General features: G+C 73.3%; 21 protein-coding genes. 18 read left to right on the forward strand and 3 right to left on the reverse strand.

What is annotated here, in order from left to right; genetic code table 11:
• Nucleotides 1–38 precede the first annotated feature (38 nt).
• Complete coding sequence (locus LG395_RS02000; protein WP_225808199.1) at nt 39–731, reverse strand: ThuA domain-containing protein; 693 nt, start codon at nt 729–731, stop codon at nt 39–41.
• Nucleotides 732–787: 56 nt separating this feature from the next.
• Between LG395_RS02000 and LG395_RS02005 the strand changes: the two genes are divergently transcribed.
• Both LG395_RS02005 and LG395_RS02010 read left to right on the forward strand, forming a co-directional pair.
• Entirely contained in the window at nt 788–1186 is a 399-nt protein-coding gene (locus LG395_RS02005; RefSeq protein ID WP_225808457.1) for a DUF817 family protein, read from the forward strand.
• A 24-nt stretch (nt 1187–1210) separates the two neighbouring features.
• Nucleotides 1211–1615: a VOC family protein gene (locus LG395_RS02010; RefSeq protein WP_225808200.1), complete on the forward strand. Its 405-nt coding sequence runs from the start codon at nt 1211–1213 to the stop codon at nt 1613–1615.
• On the opposite strand, the gene LG395_RS02015 is transcribed toward LG395_RS02010, so the two are convergent.
• A complete protein-coding gene (locus LG395_RS02015) occupies nt 1595–2284 on the reverse strand; it encodes a helix-turn-helix domain-containing protein (protein ID WP_225808201.1) in 690 nt (229 codons plus the stop codon). The two genes, LG395_RS02010 and LG395_RS02015, sit on opposite strands and share 21 nt — an antisense overlap.
• 99 nt (nt 2285–2383) lie before the next feature.
• Nucleotides 2384–3583, reverse strand: coding sequence for a YihY/virulence factor BrkB family protein (locus tag LG395_RS02020; RefSeq protein ID WP_171151661.1), 1200 nt, complete (start codon nt 3581–3583; stop codon nt 2384–2386).
• 141 nt (nt 3584–3724) lie between these two features.
• Between LG395_RS02020 and LG395_RS02025 the strand changes: the two genes are divergently transcribed.
• The 16 genes from LG395_RS02025 (at nt 3725) to LG395_RS02100 (ending at nt 21415) form a co-directional block, all read left to right on the forward strand.
• A complete protein-coding gene (locus tag LG395_RS02025) occupies nt 3725–5359 on the forward strand; it encodes an acyl-CoA dehydrogenase family protein (RefSeq protein ID WP_225808202.1) in 1635 nt (544 codons plus the stop codon).
• Nucleotides 5360–5637: 278 nt separating this feature from the next.
• Nucleotides 5638–6933: a GAF domain-containing protein gene (locus LG395_RS02030; protein ID WP_225808203.1), complete on the forward strand. Its 1296-nt coding sequence runs from the start codon at nt 5638–5640 to the stop codon at nt 6931–6933.
• Between the two features lie 154 nt (nt 6934–7087).
• Entirely contained in the window at nt 7088–8422 is a 1335-nt protein-coding gene (locus tag LG395_RS02035) for a hypothetical protein (RefSeq protein WP_225808204.1), read from the forward strand.
• Between the two features lie 342 nt (nt 8423–8764).
• Nucleotides 8765–9337 (forward strand): GNAT family N-acetyltransferase, encoded by a 573-nt coding sequence (locus tag LG395_RS02040; RefSeq protein WP_225808205.1) that lies wholly within the window; start codon nt 8765–8767, stop codon nt 9335–9337.
• Nucleotides 9338–9464: 127 nt separating this feature from the next.
• A complete protein-coding gene (locus tag LG395_RS41610) occupies nt 9465–9548 on the forward strand; it encodes a putative leader peptide (RefSeq protein WP_309486338.1) in 84 nt (27 codons plus the stop codon).
• 125 nt (nt 9549–9673) lie between these two features.
• The gene (locus LG395_RS02045) at nt 9674–11371 is read left to right on the forward strand and encodes a nitrite/sulfite reductase (RefSeq protein ID WP_225808206.1); all 1698 of its coding nucleotides are present in this window, start codon (nt 9674–9676) and stop codon (nt 11369–11371) included.
• Nucleotides 11368–11550 (forward strand): hypothetical protein, encoded by a 183-nt coding sequence (locus LG395_RS02050; protein WP_171151672.1) that lies wholly within the window; start codon nt 11368–11370, stop codon nt 11548–11550. The genes LG395_RS02045 and LG395_RS02050 overlap by 4 nt, the downstream gene beginning before the upstream one ends.
• Nucleotides 11547–12257 (forward strand): phosphoadenylyl-sulfate reductase, encoded by a 711-nt coding sequence (locus LG395_RS02055; RefSeq protein WP_171151674.1) that lies wholly within the window; start codon nt 11547–11549, stop codon nt 12255–12257. Before LG395_RS02050 ends, LG395_RS02055 begins: the two co-directional genes overlap by 4 nt.
• Nucleotides 12254–12820: an adenylyl-sulfate kinase gene (gene cysC, locus LG395_RS02060; protein WP_171151676.1), complete on the forward strand. Its 567-nt coding sequence runs from the start codon at nt 12254–12256 to the stop codon at nt 12818–12820. The genes LG395_RS02055 and cysC overlap by 4 nt, the downstream gene beginning before the upstream one ends.
• Entirely contained in the window at nt 12817–13752 is a 936-nt protein-coding gene (cysD, locus tag LG395_RS02065) for a sulfate adenylyltransferase subunit CysD (protein ID WP_171151679.1), read from the forward strand. The genes cysC and cysD overlap by 4 nt, the downstream gene beginning before the upstream one ends.
• Before the next feature lie 2 nt (nt 13753–13754).
• Nucleotides 13755–15089 carry a sulfate adenylyltransferase subunit 1 gene (locus tag LG395_RS02070; protein WP_225808207.1) on the forward strand — a complete coding sequence of 445 codons (1335 nt, stop codon included), beginning with the start codon at nt 13755–13757 and terminating at the stop codon, nt 15087–15089.
• 272 nt (nt 15090–15361) lie between these two features.
• Entirely contained in the window at nt 15362–16474 is a 1113-nt protein-coding gene (locus LG395_RS02080; RefSeq protein WP_171151685.1) for an aliphatic sulfonate ABC transporter substrate-binding protein, read from the forward strand.
• 12 nt (nt 16475–16486) lie between these two features.
• Nucleotides 16487–17290: an ABC transporter ATP-binding protein gene (locus tag LG395_RS02085; protein WP_171151687.1), complete on the forward strand. Its 804-nt coding sequence runs from the start codon at nt 16487–16489 to the stop codon at nt 17288–17290.
• Nucleotides 17277–18161, forward strand: coding sequence for an ABC transporter permease (locus LG395_RS02090; protein ID WP_171151698.1), 885 nt, complete (start codon nt 17277–17279; stop codon nt 18159–18161). The genes LG395_RS02085 and LG395_RS02090 overlap by 14 nt, the downstream gene beginning before the upstream one ends.
• 2 nt (nt 18162–18163) lie before the next feature.
• Nucleotides 18164–18901, forward strand: a complete 738-nt coding sequence (locus LG395_RS02095) for a sirohydrochlorin chelatase (RefSeq protein WP_225808208.1) — start codon at nt 18164–18166, stop codon at nt 18899–18901.
• A 318-nt stretch (nt 18902–19219) separates the two neighbouring features.
• Nucleotides 19220–21415 (forward strand): hypothetical protein, encoded by a 2196-nt coding sequence (locus LG395_RS02100; RefSeq protein ID WP_225808209.1) that lies wholly within the window; start codon nt 19220–19222, stop codon nt 21413–21415.

The following is a 21415-nucleotide window of genomic DNA, read 5'->3' on the forward strand; positions in this document are numbered from 1 at the left end:
TAGATATTCACGTGACCTTCCGTCTACGCCAGCTTTACTCACTCCAACGGCGCAACCGGTTCACCGCAGAAACGTCCCTGGACAGCCGTTGCCACCCAGGTGAGGCCGCCGTTCAGGTGGGCCAGGAAGAGCGGGTCGCGGTACGCGTCCGCGGCGTGGCCGAGGGCCGTGTAGAACACGCGTCCGCCTTCCGGGCCCCGCTCGCGGTACCAGGCCAGCGGGTGGTCCGCGCCCATCCCGCCGCCGTCGTACGAGGTCTCGTCGGCGCGCAGGAGCACGCGTGCCCCGCCGCCCGGGACGCGGTCGAAGTCGTACCACTCGTCGGTGAACTCCCAGACGGGCGGCAGCCGCCGGGTCGCGGGGTGGGCGGGGCCGGCGACGAGGACCCGGCCCGGCTGGTGAGCGGGGTGCCGGGTGAAGCGGGCGCCGAGGAGTTCGCCGTAGTACGGCCAGCCGTACTCGGTGCAGGCCGCCGCGTGCACCCCGGCGAAGCCGCCGCCCGACCGGACGTACCGCTCCAGCCGCTCGCGCCCGGCCCCGGTCAGCACGTCACCGCTGGTGGAGAGGAAGACCACGGCCGCGAACGACTCCAGCGGCCGTTCGAGGTCAGCGGGGTCCTCGGTGTGCTCGCAGGCGAAGCCGCCCAGCGCCCGGACGGCGGCGACCGCGTCCGGAAGGGAGTCGTGGCGGTAGTCGGTGGTGCGGGTGTAGAGGAGGAGACGAGGAGGCATGCCACGGGACTCTAGGCGCGGGCACGACGGCCCGGCAGACTGCCGCTCCCCACCCGATCCGCGACCCCGGGCCGGCCGCCGCCGTCCACCTCGGCTTCTTCACCCACCACTGGCTGCCGGACCTGCGCCGGCCGCTCGCGGTGGCGATGACCGCCGCGACCGCCGGGACCCGGGTGGGCTTCGGCGTGGGCGCCCACCGCTACCGCATGCCGCTCGCCGTCTCCTCCGTGCTGATCGGCTTCTTCCCGTGGGTCGCCGAGAACGCCGCGGCCTACGCGGGGGCCTGGAGCCACCCGCAGCAGCTCGGCGGCCGGCGGCCGGTGCCGCCGGCCAGGTTCCGCGCCTGGTCCCCGCTGATCAGCGTGACGTTCGTACTCGTCGAACACCTCGGCACGGCCGGCCGGGACCGCCGCGCGGGCCTGCCACCGGTGTCCGATTCCTTCAAGACCGGCTGACCGGCCGCCGCCTACGGTGACCGCATGACCGTACGATTCGCCGTGATCGGCCTGGCCGTCTCCGACCTGGCCGCCTCCCTCGCCTTCTACCGCCGCCTCGGTCTGGTCTTCCCCGACGGAGCCGAGGACCAGCCCCACGTCGAGGCCGCACTGCCCGGCGGGCTGGTGCTCGCCCTGGACACCGAGGAGACCATCCGCTCCTTCCACCCCGGCTGGCGGCCACCCGCCGGCGGAGGGCGGGTCGCGCTCGCCTTCCGCTGCGACTCCCCTGCCGAGGTCGACGCCCGCTACGAGGACCTGGTGGCCGCCGGGCACCACGGGGAGCTCAAGCCGTGGGACGCCTTCTGGGGACAGCGGTACGCCACGGTCCACGACCCCGACGGCAACGCGGTCGACCTCTTCGCTCCGCTATCCGCGCCCGGCGAGTAGGTCCCCGAGCGGCATCCCCGCCAGCCGCCGCACCTCCCGCGCCAGATGGGGCTGGTCCGCATAGCCCGCGCGGACCGCCGTCTGCGCGTACGGCGTCCCGGAGCGGGCCAGGGCCAGCGCCCGCTGGAGGCGCAGGACGCGGGCCAGGGTCTTCGGGCCGTACCCGAAGGCGGTCAGGCAGAGGCGGTGCAACCGGCGTTCGCCGAGGCCCAGTGCGGCGGCCGTCGCGGCCACCGTGCGGCCCGCCTCGAGGCACTCCACCACCCGGCGCGGCAGTGGGTCCGGGGCACCGGTCCCCGCCGCCCGGTGCAGGGCGATGTCCTCCAGCGCGCGGGCCGGGTCGGGGGACGCCGCGAGTCTGCCGCACAGCCGGCGGACGCTCGCGGCGGGCCAGAGGTCGGCCAGCTCCACGCGGAGGTCGCGCAGTTCGTGCGCCGGGACGCCGAGCAGCGCGGGCGCGGTGCCGGGGAAGAAGCGGACGCCCGTCCAGGAACGGGCCGGGCCCTCGGGGAGGTAGGGGCGGGTGTCGGGTCCGGCTACCAGCAGCCGGCCCTCGCTCCACAGCAGATCCATGCACCCGTCGGGCAACACGGGCCGGACACCACCGCCGGCCGGAGCGTTCGTCCACACGACCGCGCCGGCCAGCCTGGACACCCGCTCCGCGTACACGACGGCCAGCGTACGCCGCCGGTGAGGGCCGTGCGGGGCCTTCGCGGAGGGCGGGACCCCGCTGTGCCGCCCGCACCACACCGCCGGACGGCCGGACGGTCAGCGCAGCGGGTGCGCCGTGTCCCCGTTGCCGTCCTCGCCCCCGGCGCGCCCGCTGCCCCCGGCCCGCCCGTTCCCCTTGTGCGCGTGGTGCGGGTTCTTCGCGTGGGTGCGCAGGCGGGCCGTCACGTCCTCCGGGGGCAGGAAGCGGGACCAGCGCTCGGGGAACTCGGAGGGCATGTCGGGGTCGTCGGGGTCGGGGTCCCGGACCGCAGCGGCGCGGGCGACGTACTCGGCGACCTGCGCGTGCCGCACCCGCTCGTTGGCCTCGCGCGCGGCGGCCGTGGCCGCGGCCGGCCACACCCGGTCGATGGCCGCGTTGACGGCCGCGCCGACGAGCACGGCGAACGCGGACACACCGATCCACAGCAGGACGGCGACGGCGGCGGCGAGCGAGCCGTAGATGGTGGCGCCCTCGATGGTGCTGGTGAGGTAGATGCGCAGCAGGAAACTGCCGAGGACCCACATGGCGAGGGCGACCAGCGCGCCGGGCACGTCCTCGATCCAGGGGGAGCGGACCGGCACGGACACGTGGTAGAGCGTCGTCAGGAAGACGATGGACAGGACGATCACGACCGGCCAGTACAGGACCTGGACGACCGTCTCCGACCAGGGCAGGATCCGCACCACCGCGTCCGGCCCGGCCACCATCAGCGGCAGCGCCACCGAGCCGATCAGCAGCGCCACGATGAACAGCAGGAACGCCATGATCCGGGTCTTGACGATGCCCCGGACACCGTCGAGGCCGTACATGACGGTGATGGTGTCGATGAAGACGTTCACCGCGCGGGAACCCGACCACAGCGCGAACAGGAAGCCGATGGAGATGACGTCGGGCCGGCCGCCCTTCATCACGTCGTGCAGGATCGGCTCGGCGATGTCCTTGACGCCCTTGTCGGACAGCACCGTGCGGGAGGCCTCCAGGAGGTTGGTCTCCAGGCTGTGGATGGTGTCGGCGCCGGTCCAGTCGTCGACGTAGCCGAGCAGTCCGATCAGGCTCAGCAGCAGCGGCGGCACGGACAGCAGCGTGAAGAACGCCGCCTCGGCCGCCAGCCCCAGGATGCGGTACTCCATGCAGGAGTTGACGGTGTCCTTGAGCAACAGCCAGGCGGTCCGGCGCTTGGAGACGTTCCGGTAGAGGGCTCTGGCGCGGTGGAGCCGGCCGGCCGGCCGCTCGGGGGTTTCACTTGCTGGCTGCACGTCCTAAAGGTAGCCGCCGCACCGGCCCGTCCTCACCTTCCGGGGGCGATCACCGGGGGACGCATCGGCGGACGCGTCGATTTCCGGCACTGTGGCACTCCGGGAGCCATCACCGCCGCCGTCCCGGGTAGGTTCGCAACCATGGCAGGCACCTCCACCCACACCGTGACGAACCAGCCGCCGCCGCTGGCCGGCTACGACGTCTTCACCGCCGACCGGGCCCTCGTCGAGGCCGTCGACCGGTACACCGGAGCCGATGTACTGGAGGAGGTGCGCGCCGAGCTGTCCGCGCTCGGCCGGGCCGCCGGTTCGGCGCAACTGCACGAGTGGGCGGCGCAGGCGAACGAGCATCCGCCCCGACTGCGCAGCCACGACCGGTACGGCCACCGGATCGACGAGGTCGACTTCCACCCGGCCTGGCACCGGCTGCTCGGCAAGGGCGTCTCGGCCGGGCTGACCGGCGCCTGGGCGCGCCCGTCGGGGCACGTGCGCCGGGCGGCCGGGTTCCTGGTCTGGACGCAGGTCGAGGCGGGCACCTGCTGCCCGCTGTCGATGACGCACGCGGCCGTGCCCGCCCTGCGCGCCGACGCGGAGCTGGCCGCCGAGTGGGAGCCCCGGCTGGTGTCCACGATCTACGACCGGGAGCTGCGGCCGGCCGGCCGGAAGCCCGGCGCCCTGTTCGGCATGGGCATGACCGAGAAGCAGGGCGGCAGCGACGTCCGCGCGAACACCACCGCGGCACGGCCCCTCGCGGAGGACGGCACGTACGTGCTGACCGGGCACAAGTGGTTCTGCTCGGCGCCGATGTCGGACGCGTTCCTGGTGCTCGCGCAGGCCCCCGGCGGGCTCACCTGCTTCCTGGTCCCGCGGGTCCTGCCCGACGGCACCCGCAACGTCTTCCGGATCCAGCGGCTGAAGGACAAGCTGGGCAACCGTGCGAACGCCTCCGCGGAGGTCGAGTTCGACGGCACCTGGGCGCGCCGGGTCGGCGACGAGGGACGCGGGGTGCACACGATCATCGGAATGGTCGCCGCGACCCGGCTGGACTGCGCGCTCGGCTCGGCGGGACTGATGCGGCAGGCGGTGGCGCAGGCCGTGCACCACTGCGCGCACCGGGAGGCGTTCGGCGGGAAACTGGTCGACAAGCCGCTGATGCGCAACGTCCTCGCCGATCTGGCGCTGGAGTCGGAGGCGGCGACCGCGCTCGCGCTGCGGCTTGCCGCGGCCTGGGACGACGGTGGCGAGCAGGAGCGGGCCTTCCTGCGGCTCGCGGTGCCGGCGGCGAAGTACTGGATCACCAAGCGCTGCGCCCCGGTGGCCGTGGAGGCCGCCGAGTGCCTGGGCGGCAACGGGTACGTGGAGGAGTCCGGTCTGCCCCGGCTGGTGCGGGAGTCACCGCTGAACTCCATCTGGGAGGGCGCGGGGAACGTGCAGGCGCTGGACGTGGTGCGGGCGCTGCGGCGGGAACCGGCCGCGCTGGACGCCTGCCTCACCGAGATCGGCCGGGCGCACGGCGCGGACCACCGGCTGGACCGGGCGGTGAAGGACCTGTTCACCGAACTCGCCGACCTGGACGGTGTCGAGGCACGTGCCCGGCGCCTGGCGGAACGGCTCGCGCTGGTCCTCCAGGGTTCCCTGCTGGTGCGGTACGCCCCGCCGGAGGTGGCCGACGCCTTCTGCGCCTCCCGCCTGGGCGGCGACCACGGCGCGTCCTTCGGCACGCTGCCGGCGGGCCTGGACCTGGAGTCGGTGGTGGACCGGGCGCGGCCCGCCTGACCTGGCGTACCCGGCCGGGGTCCCGGAGGGAGGGGGTGGTGCTGCGCCGACACGGCACCACCCCCCACCACCTGGGTCAAGTCTCGGCCAGGCAGCGGAGGTTCACCAGGGTTGCAGAGGGTTGCAACTTATGGGGGCACATGCGCGGAGTCTGTGCCTCCGCCATGTCCGGAACGGCAGTATGAGAGGCACGGCCGGACCGGAAACCGCCGCCCGGACGGCTGGGCACGTGTCTTTCGACGCCCCTTTCCGGGAGGACCGCAGTGGTGAACCCGCCGATGAACGTGGCGCGCCTGGCCGCCGTGGACGCGGCGCAGGCGGCGCGGGTGCTGAGCGAGGTGCGCGAGGCCACGCTGGCCGGTCAGCGCACGCGGCTGGCGCCCCGTCCCGTGATCGAGCAGTCGTGGGGACGGATGCTGCGCAGTGGCGTCGACCCCGAACGCGATTTCAGGTCCGGGCTGTTGCCCTCGGACGAGGTGCGGCGCCGGCGGGAGGAGTCACCGCTGCGGCACGTCCTGCCGGTGCTGCGGGAGGGGCTGCTTTCGGTCGCGGACGTCGCCCGGCACATCATGGTCGTCGCGGACGCCGACGGGCGCGTGCTGTGGCGGGAGGGTGCGCCGTCGGTCCTGCGGAAGGCCGACGGGCTCGGCTTCGAACTCGGCGCGGACTGGCGGGAAGACGTCGTCGGCACCAACGGGGTGGGCACCCCGGCGGTGGTACGGCGGCCGGTCCAGGTGTTCGCCGGCGAGCACTTCGTACGGTCGCACGTGTCGTGGACGTGCTCGGGCGCGCCGATCACCGATCCGCGGGACGGGCGGCTGCTCGGCGTGGTGGACGTCAGCGGCCCGCTGGAGACCATGCATCCGGCGACCCTCGCCTGGGTGGACTCGGTCGCCAAGCTGGCCGAGGCCCGGCTGCGGGAGCTTCATCTCGCCTCCCTGGAGGGGCTGCGGGCGGTGGCGGCGCCGGTGCTGGCCCGGCTGCCCGGGCGGGCGCTGGTGGTGGACCGCGACGGCTGGGCGGCGGCCGTGACCGGGATGCCGTACGTGCGGCGGGTGACGCTGCCCAGGGCGCTGGCGCCGGGCCGCCGGTGGCTGCCCTCGCTCGGTTCCTGCGCGGTGGAGCCGCTGGCCGGGGGCTGGCTGCTGCGGGCGGAGGAGGAGCCGCGCGCCGGTGCCGCCCGGATCGTGCTGGACCTCGGCCGGCCGGGCCGCCGCATGGTGACGGTCACGGCCTCGGCGGGTTCCTGGTCGCGGGAACTGAGCCCGCGCCATGCCGAGTTGCTGTTCCTGCTCGCCGAGCACCGTGCCGGGCGGGGGGCGGCAGAGCTGGCCGGGGATCTGTTCGGCGATCCGTCCCGGACGGTGACCGTACGGGCCGAGATGTCCAGGATCCGCAGGTATCTTGGGGAACTCCTGCAGCACCGGCCGTATCGTTTCCGTGACGATGTGGAAGTGGACGTGATCCTTCCGGAGGATTCGTCCCACCTGCTTCCCGAGTCGACAGCACCAGCGGTGACCCGTAAGCGGAATGCTGTGCACGACGCCCCGAGCGGGCGGCCCGGACGAGCGTGACCGGCCGTCCCGCACGTGCGTCTTCCGCCCATCTGCGCGGTCTTGGCCCTGCGCGGCTCCTTCCTGCCGTAGCATCCCGTACGGGCCTCCCCACCTGCTCCTCGCGTCAACCCACGGATCGTGAGACGCAGTTGGCCCGCCCTCTGGAGGAGAGATGAAGCATCGCGGCCGACACCGCCGACGCAGACGGGGCGCGGCGCTGCGCGCGGTCCTGACCGGCACCGCGCTCGCGCTCACCGCCGCGGCCACCCTGATCAGCGCCTCCCAGGCCGACGTCACCGACGACCCGGGCGCGCTGAAGCAACTGACCTCCCCGGCGGACACCAGCCGGCTCCGCCTCCAGGAGCACCGGGTCCCCGCGCGCTCCCTGGACCGGCTCGCCGCCGCGATGGGCCACCCGGTCGGCGTGGACGCGGTGCTCCGGAGCACCGACCGGACCATGCGCGAGGGCGACGGCTGCTCCGCCGGCGACCGCGCCTCCCTGCCCGTCGCCCCGGCCGCCTCCCGCGCCTACTGCTGGGACCCGGCCGACACCGCCACCGGCGACTGGCGGCCCGCCTCGGTGACCACCTCCGGGGACGCCGACGAGGACGGCGTCTGGGGCACCCACCGGGTCGTCCTCGCCGGCTGGACCCACCGCGCCACCACCGGCCGCCCCGCCGAGCACGGTCTCGCCCGGGTCGCCTTCGTCGACGCGGACGACCCCGCCCACCTCTCCTACCGCTGGGTGCTCCTGGTGGTGCCGGTCGACGGCGGCCGAAACTACCGGGGCCTGGCCTCCGGCCTCTCCGGCATGGTCTGGCACCGGAACAAGCTGCTGGTCACCACCACGGCCGGCGGGGCCGACGCGCTCTACGTCTACGACCTGGACCGCATCCAGCGCACCACGGTCGACGGGCCGGCGATCGGCCGCGTGGCCGGCGGCTGGTCCGCCGACGGCCACGACTTCGTGCTGCCCGCGGTCGCTTCGTACCGTTTCACCTCCGGCCGCTGCGCCCCCTCGGGGCCGCCCTGTCCCGGCGCGCTCGCCCTCGGCCGCGGTACGACGTCCGACAGCCTGGTCGCCGCGGAGTGGACCACGCCCGGCGGCGACCGGCGCGCCCGGCTGTGGCGGTACGCCTTCAGCGACGATCCGGCGCGCCCCGGGCCGCTCGCCACGGACGCCTGGGGGCGCGTGGACGCGGTCGAGGCGTACCGGACCCGGGCGGACGGGATCCGGGGCCTGCTGTCGTACAGCAAGCCCGGGGCGGACCGGCCGTCCTGGTATGTGGGACGGCTGCCCGAGTCGCAGGACGGGCATGGCGGGCTGTGGCGGCAGGACACCCGGGGTGCCCGGGCGGCCCGCTGCGGCGCCGACGCCTCGGACCGCTGCTGGGCCCAGGACGCGGGCTCCCTCTCCTACTGGCAGGAGACCGGCGAGGTGTGGTCGCTGTCCGACCGCATGCTGTTCGCGCTGCCGCTCGCCGAGCTCGACCGCTCCCTGGACTGACGGCCGGCCCCGCCGCCGGGCTCCGGACACGTCGTCCCGCCCGGCCCCCGGGGACCGCCCCACCCCTCGCCACCGGAGGCAGGCGCGCACCGCTCCACCGGGGCCGGCCGCACCCGCCGGCTCCGGGAGCGACCGCGCCCCTCGACTGGGAGGACGGCCCGGCCCGTCGGCCCGGACGGGCCGACACGCGCGTCCCCCGGCTCGGACGGGCAGTCGTGCCTCCGGCACCAGGGGTGGGGTGGTGCCTTGTCCCCCGGGGCCGGGTCCTCGTGCCGCTCGGCTCCGGACCGTGTTGCCGGATCCGATCGACAGACCGGGCCGCGGGATGGTTCCCTGGCCCGCATGAGCAGCGCCCCTGTCACCACCTGGTCCCTCGAGCAGACATCCCCGGCCGACCTCCTGCCCGCCGCCGCCCCCGACGGCGACGTCCGGATCGTCCGCGCCGAGGTGCCCTCCCCCGAGTTCAGCCGGTTCCTGTACGCCTCGGTGGGCGGCGACATCCGCTGGACGGACCGGCTGGGCTGGACCTACGCGCGGTGGCGGGAGTACCTGGAGCGGCCCGGCGTGGAGACCTGGGTGGCCTACGACCACGGCACCCCGGCCGGCTACGTCGAGTTGGAGGCGCAGGACGAGGGCGCGGTCGAGATCGTCTACTTCGGGCTGATCCCCGCCTTCCGCGGCCGGCGCATCGGCGGCCACCTGCTGGCGTACGGGACGGCCCGCGCGTGGGACCTGGCCGAGCGGTGGCCCGCGCGGACGCCGACGAAGCGGGTATGGCTGCACACGTGCAGCAAGGACGGCGAGTTCGCGATGGCCAACTACCAGCGGCGTGGCTTCAAGCTGTTCGACACCAGGGTGGAGCTGGAACCGGACGTGGCGACGCCGGGGCCCTGGCCCGGTGCCTACCCCGCCTGACCTGCCGGGACAAGCCCTCCGGCGACGCATGTGAGCGACGACACCCTTGTTCCACATTCCGGGACAAGGGTGTCCGCATGATGGATGAAGCTGGACTGTGTCCAGATCGCCGTGACACGCTTCCGTCATGTCCGGAACTGGAATTGCCTTGGTGAGTCGGCGGCACGTCGACCTCGGCCGCATGTCCAGCGCCATCTGTCCGGCGAGCTGACGCCTCCCAGCACCGCCGTTCCCCTTTGCCCCTGATCACGTGTGCGCAATGACGCGCGTCCCTGCCGCATGCGCACACACGCGCAGGTCAGCCGCTCACCCGCCTGTCCCGAAGGACGTACCTCCATGGCCGCCACCCCACAGAACCCCGCCGCCTCCGCGCCCCGCCGCAAGGTGAGCCGTCACCGCGGTGAGGGCCAGTGGGCCGTTGGCCATTTCACCCCGCTCAACGGCAACGAGCAGTTCAAGAAGGACGACGACGGTCTCAATGTGCGGACACGCATTGAGACGGTCTACTCCAAGCGCGGTTTCGACTCGATCGACCCGAACGACCTGCGCGGCCGGATGCGCTGGTGGGGGCTGTACACGCAGCGCAAGCCCGGCATCGACGGCGGCAAGACCGCGATCCTGGAGCCGGAGGAACTGGACGACGAGTACTTCATGCTGCGGGTCCGCATCGACGGCGGGGCGCTGACCACGCGGCAGCTGCGGGTGATCGGTGAGGTCTCGCAGGAGTTCGCGCGCGGCACGGCGGACATCACCGACCGGCAGAACATCCAGTACCACTGGATCAGGATCGAGGACGTGCCCGAGATCTGGGAACGGCTGGAGGGCGTCGGCCTGTCCACCGTCACCGCCTGCGGCGACACCCCGCGTGTGATGATCGGCTCCCCGGTGGCGGGCATCGCCGAGGACGAGATCATCGACGCCACGCCGGCGCTGGAGGAGATGAAGCGCCGCGTCCTGAACAACAAGGCGTACTCCAACCTCCCGCGCAAGTTCAAGACGGCGATCTCGGGTTCGCCGCTGCTGGACGTCGTGCACGAGATCAACGACGTCGCGTTCGTCGGCGTCCGCCACCCCGAGCACGGCCCGGGCTTCGACGTCTGGGTCGGCGGCGGTCTGTCCACCAACCCCAAGCTGGGCGTGCGGCTCGGCGCCTGGGTGCCGATCGACGAGGTGCCGGACGTCTACGAGGGCGTCATCTCGATCTTCCGTGACTACGGCTACCGGCGGCTGCGCAACCGGGCCCGGCTGAAGTTCCTCGTCGCCGACTGGGGGGCGGAGAAGTTCCGCCGGGTGCTGGAGGACGAGTACCTCAAGCGCGAGCTGGTCGACGGGCCCGCCCCGGACCAGCCGGTGCAGCAGTGGCGCGACCACATCGGTGTGCACCGGCAGAAGGACGGCCGGTTCTACGTCGGTTTCGCGCCGCGCGTCGGCCGGGTCGACGGCGCCACGCTGACGAAGGTCGCCGACCTCGCGGAGGCGCACGGCTCGGGCCGGGTCCGCACCACCGTCGAGCAGAAGATGATCATCCTCGACGTCGAGCAGGACAAGGTCGACTCGCTGGTGGAGGGCCTGGAGGCGCTGGACCTCACCGCCCGGCCGTCCTCCTTCCGGCGCGGCACCATGGCCTGCACCGGCATCGAGTTCTGCAAGCTCGCGATCGTGGAGACCAAGCAGCGCGGCTCGCAGCTGATCGACGAACTGGAGCGCCGGCTGCCGGACTTCGACGAGCCGATCACCATCAACCTCAACGGCTGCCCGAACGCCTGCGCCCGTATCCAGGTCGCGGACATCGGTCTCAAGGGCCAGCTGGTCCTCGACGACCGGGGCGAGCAGGTCGAGGGCTACCAGGTGCACCTGGGCGGCGCGCTCGGGCTCGAGCCGGGCTTCGGCCGCAAGGTGCGCGGCCTGAAGGTCACCGCGGAGGAGCTGCCCGACTACATCGAGCGGGTGCTGGGGCGGTTCCAGGCCGAGCGTGAGGACGGCGAGCGGTTCGCGGCCTGGGCGGCGCGGGCGAGCGAGGAGGCGCTGTCGTGAGCGAGCGGGCCGCGCCCTTCTACTGCCCCTACTGCGGCGACGAGGACCTGCGTCCGAACGAGGAGGGTCACGGCGCCTGGGAGTGCGGGGCCTGCAACCGCGCATTCCGGCTGAAGTTCCTCGGGCTGCTCTCCCGGGGGCTCCAGCGAGCCGACAACGGAGGGGACGAGCTGATATGACGACGGCTCAGGAAGAGCGGACGAGCGAGGAGTTGAAGGCGCTCGCCGAGCAGGCGGGCCGTGACCTGGAGGACGCCAGCGCCCTGGAGATCCTCCAGTGGGCGGTGGACACCTTCGGCACGAGGTTCTGCGTCACCTCCTCCATGGAGGACGCCGTGGTCGCCCATCTCGCCTCGCGCGTGCTCAAGGGCGTGGACGTCGTCTTCCTCGACACCGGCTACCACTTCCCGGAGACCATCGGGACCCGGGACGCCGTGGAGGCCGTGATGGACGTCAACGTCATCACCCTCACGCCGAAGCAGACGGTCGCCGAACAGGACGCCGAGTACGGCCCGAGGCTGCACGACCGCGACCCCGACCTGTGCTGCGCGCTGCGCAAGGTCCGGCCGCTGGAAGAGGGCCTGGAGAACTACCAGGCGTGGGCGACGGGCCTGCGCCGCGACGAGTCCCCGACCCGGGCGAACACCCCGGTCGTCGGCTGGGACGAGAAGCGGCGGAAGGTCAAGATCTCGCCCATCGCCCGCTGGACGCAGGACGACGTGGACGCGTACATCACCGAACACGGCGTGCTCACCAACCCGTTGCTGACGGACGGCTACGCCTCCGTCGGCTGCGCCCCGTGCACCCGCAGGGTCCTGGAGGGCGAGGACGCGCGGGCCGGCCGCTGGGCGGGCCGCGCCAAGACCGAGTGCGGGCTGCACGGATGACCAACGAGCGGATGCAGGAGAACCACGTGACGAGCGGAGCCACCGTCTGGCTCACGGGTCTGCCGAGCGCCGGCAAGACCACCATCGCGTACGCGCTGGCGGACCGGCTGCGTGCCGGGGGCCACCGTGTCGAGGTGCTCGACGGCGACGAGATCCGCGAGTTCGTCTCGGCGGGCCTCGGCTTCTCCCGGGAGGACCGGCACACCAACGTGCAGCGCATCGGCTTCGTCGCCGAGCTGCTGGCCCGCAACGGCGTCAAGGCGCTGGTGCCGGTGATCGCGCCGTACACGGACAGCCGGGACGCGGTGCGGGGGCGGCACGAGGAGAACGGGACGCCGTACCTGGAGGTCCACGTGGCGACCCCCGTCGAGGTGTGCAGCGTGCGCGATGTGAAGGGGCTGTACGCCAAGCAGGCCGCGGGCGAGCTGACCGGGCTCACCGGCGTCGACGACCCTTACGAGGAGCCGAAGACGCCGGATCTGCGGATCGAGTCGCAGCACCAGACGGTCCAGGAGTCGGCCGCATCCGTGTACGCGCTGCTGAGCGAGAGGGGACTGGCATGACCACGTTCGCCACGGTGGACGAGGGCACGGACAGCCCGTACGCGCTGTCGCACCTGGACGCACTGGAGTCCGAGGCGGTCCACATCTTCCGCGAGGTCGCGGGCGAGTTCGAGAACCCGGTGATCCTGTTCTCCGGTGGCAAGGACTCCATCGTCATGCTGCACCTCGCGCTGAAGGCCTTCACCCCCGCGCCGGTGCCGTTCGCGCTGCTCCATGTGGACACCGGACACAACTTCCCGGAGGTCCTCGAATACCGGGACCGTGTGGTGGCCGCACATGGTCTGCGGCTCCATGTGGCCTCCGTCCAGGACTACATCGACCGCGGTGTGCTCAAGGAACGTCCCGACGGCACCCGCAACCCGCTCCAGACCCTTCCCCTGACGGAGAAGATCCAGAGCGAGAGGTTCGACGCCGTCTTCGGCGGTGGCCGCCGTGACGAGGAGAAGGCCCGCGCCAAGGAGCGGGTGTTCTCCCTGCGCGACGAGTTCTCCCAGTGGGACCCGCGCCGCCAGCGCCCCGAGCTGTGGAACCTGTACAACGGCCGGCACGCCCCCGGTGAGCACGTCCGCGTCTTCCCGCTGTCCAACTGGACCGAGCTGGACGTCTGGCAGTACATCGCCCGTGAGGGCATCGAGCTGCCGGAGATCTACTTCGCCCACGAGCGCGAGGTGTTCCAGCGCGGCGGGATGTGGCTGACCGCCGGGGAGTGGGGCGGGCCCAAGGACGGCGAGACGGTCGAGAAGCGGCAGGTGCGCTACCGGACCGTCGGCGACATGTCCTGCACCGGCGCGGTCGACTCCGACGCCGACACGATCGAGAAGGTCATCGCCGAGATCGCCGCGTCCCGGCTGACCGAGCGGGGCGCGACCCGCGCCGACGACAAGCTGTCCGAGGCCGCGATGGAAGACCGCAAGCGCGAGGGGTACTTCTAAGCATGAGCACGACCACGACCGAGGCGCTCCCGGCCACCACCCTGCTGCGGTTCGCCACCGCCGGCTCCGTCGACGACGGCAAGTCCACACTCGTCGGGCGGCTGCTGCACGACTCCAAGTCGGTCCTCGCCGACCAGCTGGAGGCCGTCGAGCGCGCCTCCGCGAGCCGGGGCCAGGACGCCCCCGACCTCGCGCTGCTCACCGACGGCCTGCGCGCCGAACGCGAGCAGGGCATCACCATCGACGTCGCCTACCGCTACTTCGCGACCCCGCGCCGCCGGTTCATCCTCGCCGACACCCCGGGCCACGTGCAGTACACCCGCAACATGGTCACCGGTGCCTCCACGGCCGAACTGACGGTGATCCTGGTCGACGCCCGCAACGGCGTGGTCGAGCAGACCCGCCGGCACGCGGCCATCGCGGCCCTCCTGCGCGTCCCGCACGTCGTCCTCGCCGTCAACAAGATGGACCTCGTCGGGTACGAGGAGAAGGTCTTCGCCGCGATCGCCGAGGAGTTCACGGCGTACGCGACCGAGCTGGGCGTCCCGGAGGTCACCGCGATCCCGATCTCGGCGCTGGCCGGCGACAACGTGGTGGAGCCGTCCGCGACCATGGACTGGTACGGCGGTCCCACCGTGCTGGAGCACCTGGAGACCGTGCCGGTCAGCCACGACCTGGCGCACTGCCACGCGCGGCTGCCGGTGCAGTACGTGATCCGGCCGCAGACCGCCGAGCACCCGGACTACCGGGGCTACGCGGGCCAGATCGCGGCCGGCACGTTCCGCGTGGGCGAGCGGGTCACCGTCCTGCCGTCGGGCCGCACCTCGACGATCTCCGGCATCGACCTGCTCGGCGAGCCGGTCGACGTGGCCTGGACGACCCAGTCGGTGACGGTGCGGCTCGCGGACGACATCGACGTCTCGCGCGGCGACCTGATCGTGCCGACGAAGGACGCCCCGGCCACCACGCAGGACGTGGAGGCGACCGTCTGCCACGTCGCCGACGCGCCGCTGACCGTCGGTCACCGGGTGCTGCTCAAGCACGGCACCCGCACGGTCAAGGCGATCGTGAAGGACATCCCGTCCCGGCTGACGCTCGACGACCTGTCCCTGCACCCGCATCCGGGACAGCTCGTCGCCAACGACATCGGCCGGGTGAAGATCCGCACCGCCGAGCCGCTGCCGGTCGACTCCTACGCCGACTCGCGCCGCACCGGCTCCTTCATCCTGATCGACCCCGCCGACGGCACCACGCTCACCGCGGGCATGGTCGGCGAGTCGTTCGCCTCGCCCGAGCCGGTCAAGGACTCGGCCGACGACGACGGCTGGGACTTCTGACATGAACCCCACCGACTTCTACTCGACGTTCGCCAAGGAGGGCGGCCGTGTCGGCAGCGGCGCCCTCGGCAGCGGGCAGGGCGGGGTCGCGCGATGTGCGCTGTGACGTACGCGCACTGCCTGCGCGCCCCGTCCCCCCACCCTCCCCCGCATGCTCGGCTTCGCTCGCGAGCGGGAGGACCCCCACCCCGGAAGCGACGAAGACCCTTTGCCGACTCCCGGCCACGCCCTGAGAGACCGTGACCGCCGGGCCAACGAGAGGAACGCCTCCCGTGCCTGCCAACCGCTCCACCCTGCTTCGCCGCGGGATCGCCGCGATCGCCGCACTGCCCCTGTTGTCCCTCGCGGCCTGCGGCTACGGGTCCGACTCCAAGGACGACGACGCGGGCGCCAAGATCGCCACCGGCGCCAAGAAGATCGACGGACTCGGCTCCGTCAAGATCGGCTACTTCGGCAACCTCACCCACGCCACCGCCCTGGTCGGCAACCAGAAGGGCTTCTTCCAGAAGGAGCTGGGCGCCACCGAGGCCAAGTACCAGATCTTCAACGCCGGTCCGTCCGAGATCGAGGCCCTGAACTCGGGTTCCATCGACATCGGCTGGATCGGCCCCTCCCCGGCGATCAACGGCTACACCAAGTCCGACGGCAAGAGCCTGCGCATCATCGGCGGTTCGGCCTCCGGCGGGGTGAAGCTGGTCGTCAACCCCGAGAAGATCAAGTCCCTGAAGGACGTCAAGGGCAAGAAGATCGCCACCCCGCAGCTGGGCAACACGCAGGACGTGGCGTTCCTCAACTGGGTGGCCGAGCAGGGCTGGAAGGTCGACGCGCAGAGCGGCAAGGGTGACGTGTCCGTCGTCCGCACGGACAACAAGGTGACCCCGGACGCCTACAAGTCCGGCTCCATCGACGGCGCCTGGGTGCCGGAGCCGACCGCGTCCAAGCTGGTCGCCGAGGGCGGCAAGGTGCTGCTGGACGAGTCGACGCTGTGGCCGGACAAGAAGTTCGTGATCACGAACATCATCGTGTCGCAGAAGTTCCTCAAGGAGCACCCGAAGGCCGTCGAGGCGGTCCTGAAGGCGTCGGTCGAGACCAACAAGTGGATCAACGCCAACCCGGACGAGGCGAAGGCCGCGGCCAACAAGCAGCTGGGCATCGACTCCGGCAAGGAGCTGCCCGCGAAGGTCCTGGACCCGGCGTGGAAGTCCGTCCAGTTCACCGACGACCCGCTGGCCGCGACCCTCGACACCGAGGCGAAGCACGCCGTCAAGGCCGGCCTGCTGGAGAACCCCAAGCTGGACGGCATCTATGACCTCACCCTCCTGAACAAGGTCCTCCGGGCCGAGGGCGAGCAGACCGTCAGCGACGCCGGACTCGGCGCCCGGTAAGTCCCGTAGCCGATGAGTTCCCAGGAGGTGACGACCATGGCAACGACCTTCGCCGAGGCCGCCGAGACGGTCGAGCACGCGGCGCGCATCGAGCACGTCTCGAAGTCCTTCGCGACACCGGGCGGGCAGCAGCTCGTCCTGGACGACATCAGCCTGGATGTCGCACCGGGTGAGTTCGTCACCCTCCTGGGGGCCTCGGGCTGCGGCAAGTCGACGCTGCTGAACCTGGTGGCGGGGCTGGACCGGCCCTCCGCCGGCAGCATCGCGACCGACGGGCGTCCGGCCCTGATGTTCCAGGAGCACGCCCTGTTCCCGTGGCTGACCGCGGGCAAGAACATCGAACTCGCCCTCAGGCTCAGGGGCGTCGCGAAGAACGAGCGCCGCGAGCGGGCCGAGCGGCTGCTCGAACTGGTGCGGCTGCAGGGCTCGTACGGCAAGCGGGTGCACGAGCTGTCCGGTGGTATGCGCCAGCGCGTGGCCATGGCCCGCGCGCTCGCGCAGGACAGCCAGCTGCTGCTGATGGACGAGCCGTTCGCCGCGCTGGACGCGATCACCCGGGACCTGCTGCACGACGAGCTGACCCGGATCTGGGCGGAGACCGGCGTGTCCGTCCTGTTCGTCACGCACAACGTGCGCGAGGCGGTACGGCTCGCGCAGCGGGTGGTGCTGCTGTCGTCCCGGCCCGGCCGGGTGGCCCGTGAGTGGCGGGTGGACATACCGCAGCCGCGGCGCATCGAGGACGCGCCGGTCGCCGAACTGTCCTTGGAGATCACCGAAGTCCTGCGTGGGGAGATCCGGCGTCATGGCCAGCACTGAGACCAAGACGGTCACGGACGCGGGGAGCGTCGAGGCGGGCCTGGACGCCCTGGAGGTCGCCGCCGCCGGCCGTACGCCGTTCCGGCAGACGTTCACGGCGAAGATCCTGCCGCCGGTCATCGCCACCGTGGTGGTGCTGATCGTGTGGCAGGCGCTGATCTCCTTCAAGATCGTCGACGATCCGACGAAGCTGCCCTCGCCCGCCGACGTCGGCGGCGAGTTCAAGCGTGCCTGGGTGGAGGGCACGCTGCTGGGCTACATCTGGACCAGCGTCTCGCGCGGTCTGCTGGGCTTCCTGTTCGCGCTGGCCATCGGCACCCCGCTCGGCCTGCTGGTGGCGCGGGTGAAGTTCGTGCGGGCGGCCATCGGGCCGGTGCTGTCCGGTCTGCAGTCGCTGCCGTCGGTGGCGTGGGTGCCGCCCGCGGTGATCTGGCTGGGCCTGGACAACTCGATGATGTACGCGGTGATCCTGCTCGGCGCGGTCCCGTCGATCGCCAACGGCCTGGTCTCCGGCATCGACCAGGTGCCGCCGCTGTTCCTGCGGGCGGGGCGCACGATGGGCGCGACCGGGGTGCGGGGTGCCTGGCACATCGTCCTGCCGGCCGCGCTGCCGGGCTATCTCGCGGGTCTGAAGCAGGGCTGGGCCTTCTCCTGGCGCTCGCTGATGGCCGCGGAGATCATCGCCTCCTCCCCCGACCTCGGCATCGGCCTGGGCGCGCTGCTGGAGAACGGCCGCAACGCCAGCTCCATGTCCATGGTGTTCGAGGCCATCTTCCTGATCCTGTTCGTCGGCATCGCCATCGACCTGCTGATCTTCAGCCCGCTGGAGCGGTGGGTGCTGCGCAGCCGCGGCCTGCTGGTGAAGAGCTGACCATGCGCCGTCCCGTCCTCCTCGTCATCGCCCACGGCAGCCGCGACCCGCGGCACGCCGCGACCGTGCACGCCCTGGTGGCGCGGGTGCGGTCGCTGCGGCCGGGCCTGCGCGTGGAGACCGGGTTCCTGGACTTCAACGTCCCCTCGGTGCACGGGGTGCTCCGGTCGCTGGCGGCGGAGGGCGTGCGGGACGTCGTGGCCCTGCCGCTGCTGCTGACCCGCGCGTTCCACGCCAAGGCCGACATCCCCGCCGTGCTGCGGGACGCGCCGGGGCGGCTGCGGATCCGGCAGGCGGACGTGCTCGGCCCGTCCCCGCTGCTGCTGTCCGCGCTGGAACGGCGGCTGTACGAGGCGGGCCTGTCGCCCGCCGGCAAGTCCTCGACCGGGGTCGTGCTGGCCTCGGCGGGGTCCTCCGACCCGGAGGCGATCGCGGTGATCGCCGACATCGCGCGGGAGTGGTGGCACACCGGTTGGTGCGCCGTGCGGCCCGCGTTCGCCTCCGCGTCCCTCCCCCGCACCGAGGACGCGGTACGCGAGCTGCGCGCCCTCGGCTGCGAGCGGGTCGCCGTCGCGCCGTACGTGCTGGCCCCCGGCTTCCTGCCGGACCGGATCGCGCGCGGCGCGGCCGGGGCGGACGTGCTCGCCGAAGTACTCGGCCCCGCGCCCGAGGTGGCACGCGTGGTACTGGAACGCTACGACAGCGCACGCCGACCGGCCCTGACAGCACTCGGCGCGTAACCACCGCATGGCTGGGGCGGGCCGCCGTCGCCCTGTACGTACCCGGCCCTCGGTCACCTGGGCGACAGCACTCGGCGCCTGGCCGCCGCACGGCCTCGTCGCGCCGCCGGCGTACGGATTCGCCGGGCCCGCCGTTCGCCGTGCCGCCGGCGTGCGGATTCGCCGGGCCCGCCGTTCGCCGTGCCGCCGGCCGGCACCGCGGTGCCCCCGTTCGTCACGGCAGGCTCCCACCTGCCCGGTTTCCTCGAAAATCCCTCCCGGGCTCTGCCGGATCTGCTGGGATGGTCCCCTGAGCACTATCGGGGGAGAACGGTTCGCGTGGCCGGTCGGGAGTTCGGGTGTCACCTGGGGCTGCCCAGGGCCCTGTCGGGGCTGCCGCTCAGCCCGCTCGTGCCCGGGTACGGCGCCCTCGCCGCGGCCCAGCACGCGGCGGGCCTGCGCCACCTCGGGGAGGCGCTGGGGGCGGGCACCGGCGGGTTACGGGTCCTGGACGGGCTGTTCGTGCCCGCAGGGACGCACGGCCGGCGCCGGGTGGACGCGCCGCTGCTGGAGGGACTGGCCCGGTCCGCGGGTCCCGCCGTCGCCCCGCTCGCCGCGCGGCTGGCCGAACTGCACCGCGCCGACCCGCAGGCGCCCCGCCGGATCGTCCTCTACCAGCTGATCAACCTGCTCCAGGAGCGCCCCGAGGGCGACCGCGGCTCCGCCGTGCGCGAGGCGGGCGTCCACCCCGACGAGGCGGCCGGGCTGCTCGCGGCGGCCCGGCTGCGCCCCCGGCTCGACCGGCGACAGCGGGACGCCGCCGAGTCCCTGGCCGACGCTCTGGCGCAGGCCCGGCTGCACCGGCTGCGCACCCTGCTGGACCGGCTGCCCACGGACGGTGCCGACCCGGCGCTCACGGCCGTACGGGAGGCGACCGCCGAGCGGCTGCGCGCCGTGCAGGACGACCTGCGGGACGGGCGGCGGGCCGAGGAGCGGGGCGACCGGGAGACAGCGGGCGCCGCCTATCTGCGGGCGCTGCGGACGGCCTGCGACGACCGGCGGGCCCTGGGCGCACTGGTCCGCCTGCACGGCCGCCGGCCCGCGCTCGGCGCCGAACTCCGCATCGGTCACATCGAGTTGAGCTGGGAGGACGGCCGGGAGACGCCCGGCGAGTGGCGGCTGCTGCGGCTGTTCCGGGACGGCCGGGGCAAGCCCGCCGTACGCGCTGTCCCCGGCTCCGCCGCCGCCGGCCCGGTGCGGGACACCGGTGCCGAGCCGGGCGGCACGGTCCGGTACGCCGCCCTGCCGCTGCGCGACGGCCTGGTGGACGGGCCGCCGCTGGTGTCCCGGCGGCTCCTCGTCGCCCCCGAGGTGGAGCACCCGGTGCTGACGGACGGCCCCGCACGGATCGACTGCTCCTGGCGCCGGCCCGACGCCGCCGCCGAGGTCACGGTCGAACACACCGGGCCGGACGGGAGCACCGCGCCGCTCACCGCCCGCGCCGACGGGTTCACCGCGACCGGCCTGCCGCCCGGCGACCACGTCTTCCGCGTCGTGTGCCACTACCGGACGCCCGACGGCCGTACGGTCCCCTCCCCCGGCCTGCGCACGACCGCCACCGTGCACCCCTGGCCCGAGCCCGTGCGCGTCCTGACCGCACGGCCCGTGGAGGGAGGCGCCGTACGGTTCGCCTGGACGGGGGCGGAGGGCGCCGAGGTCCGGCTGGTGACCTGGCCCGGCGGGGCGCCGGAGCCGGGCACCGAGCTGCGCACCGACGCGCTGCCGCCCGCGCTGGACTGGCCCGGACGGGCGGACGCCCTGTGTCCGCCGCCCGGCACGTACACCGAGGTCGCCGCCGTCGCCGTACGCGGGGCGCGGGCGCTCGCGGGGCCGGTGGTCGGTGTGGAGGCCGTACGGCCGGTGCCCGGGCTCAGCGCCCACCGGCTCCCGGACGGGCGGGCGCGGATCGTCCTGGACTGGCCCGAGGACGTCGCGCACCTGGTGGTCGGCTGGACGCCGTTGGGCTCCACGGGCGGCGGGGAGCGCACGGTCACCGCGCACGCCTACCGCCGCGGCGGACTGCACCTGCCGGTCGGCCCGGGGGCCGTCCGGGTGCGGGCCGCCCCGGTGCCGCGGGTGCCCGGCGCGGTGATCGTGGTGCCCGACGCGGCCGAGGCACTGGTCCCGGCGGACGCCGCCGTCTCCTACCAACTGGTGCGGTCCCCGCGGCGGTTGCTCGGCCGGAACCGTCGCACACTGCTGCGGGTCACGCTCAGCGCGCCCGGCGGCCTCGCGGAGGTCCCGGAGTTCGTGTGCGTCGCCCGCGGCGGCACCCTCCGCCCGCGCGACGCCGCCGACGGCACCACCGTCCTGCGGATCCCCGGGCCCGAACTGGCCCGGCACGGCAGCCTCGAACGGGAACTGCCGGCCGCACCCTGCCCGCCCCCCTACACCCTGCGCGGCTTCCTGCTCGGGGAGCACGCCGCCTCGGTCCGACTCGAGGAACCCCCTCTCACCAGCCTGGTGGTGCGCTGA

The organism is Streptomyces spinosus, assembly GCF_020400655.1.
GTDB lineage: Bacteria > Actinomycetota > Actinomycetes > Streptomycetales > Streptomycetaceae > Streptomyces > Streptomyces argyrophylli.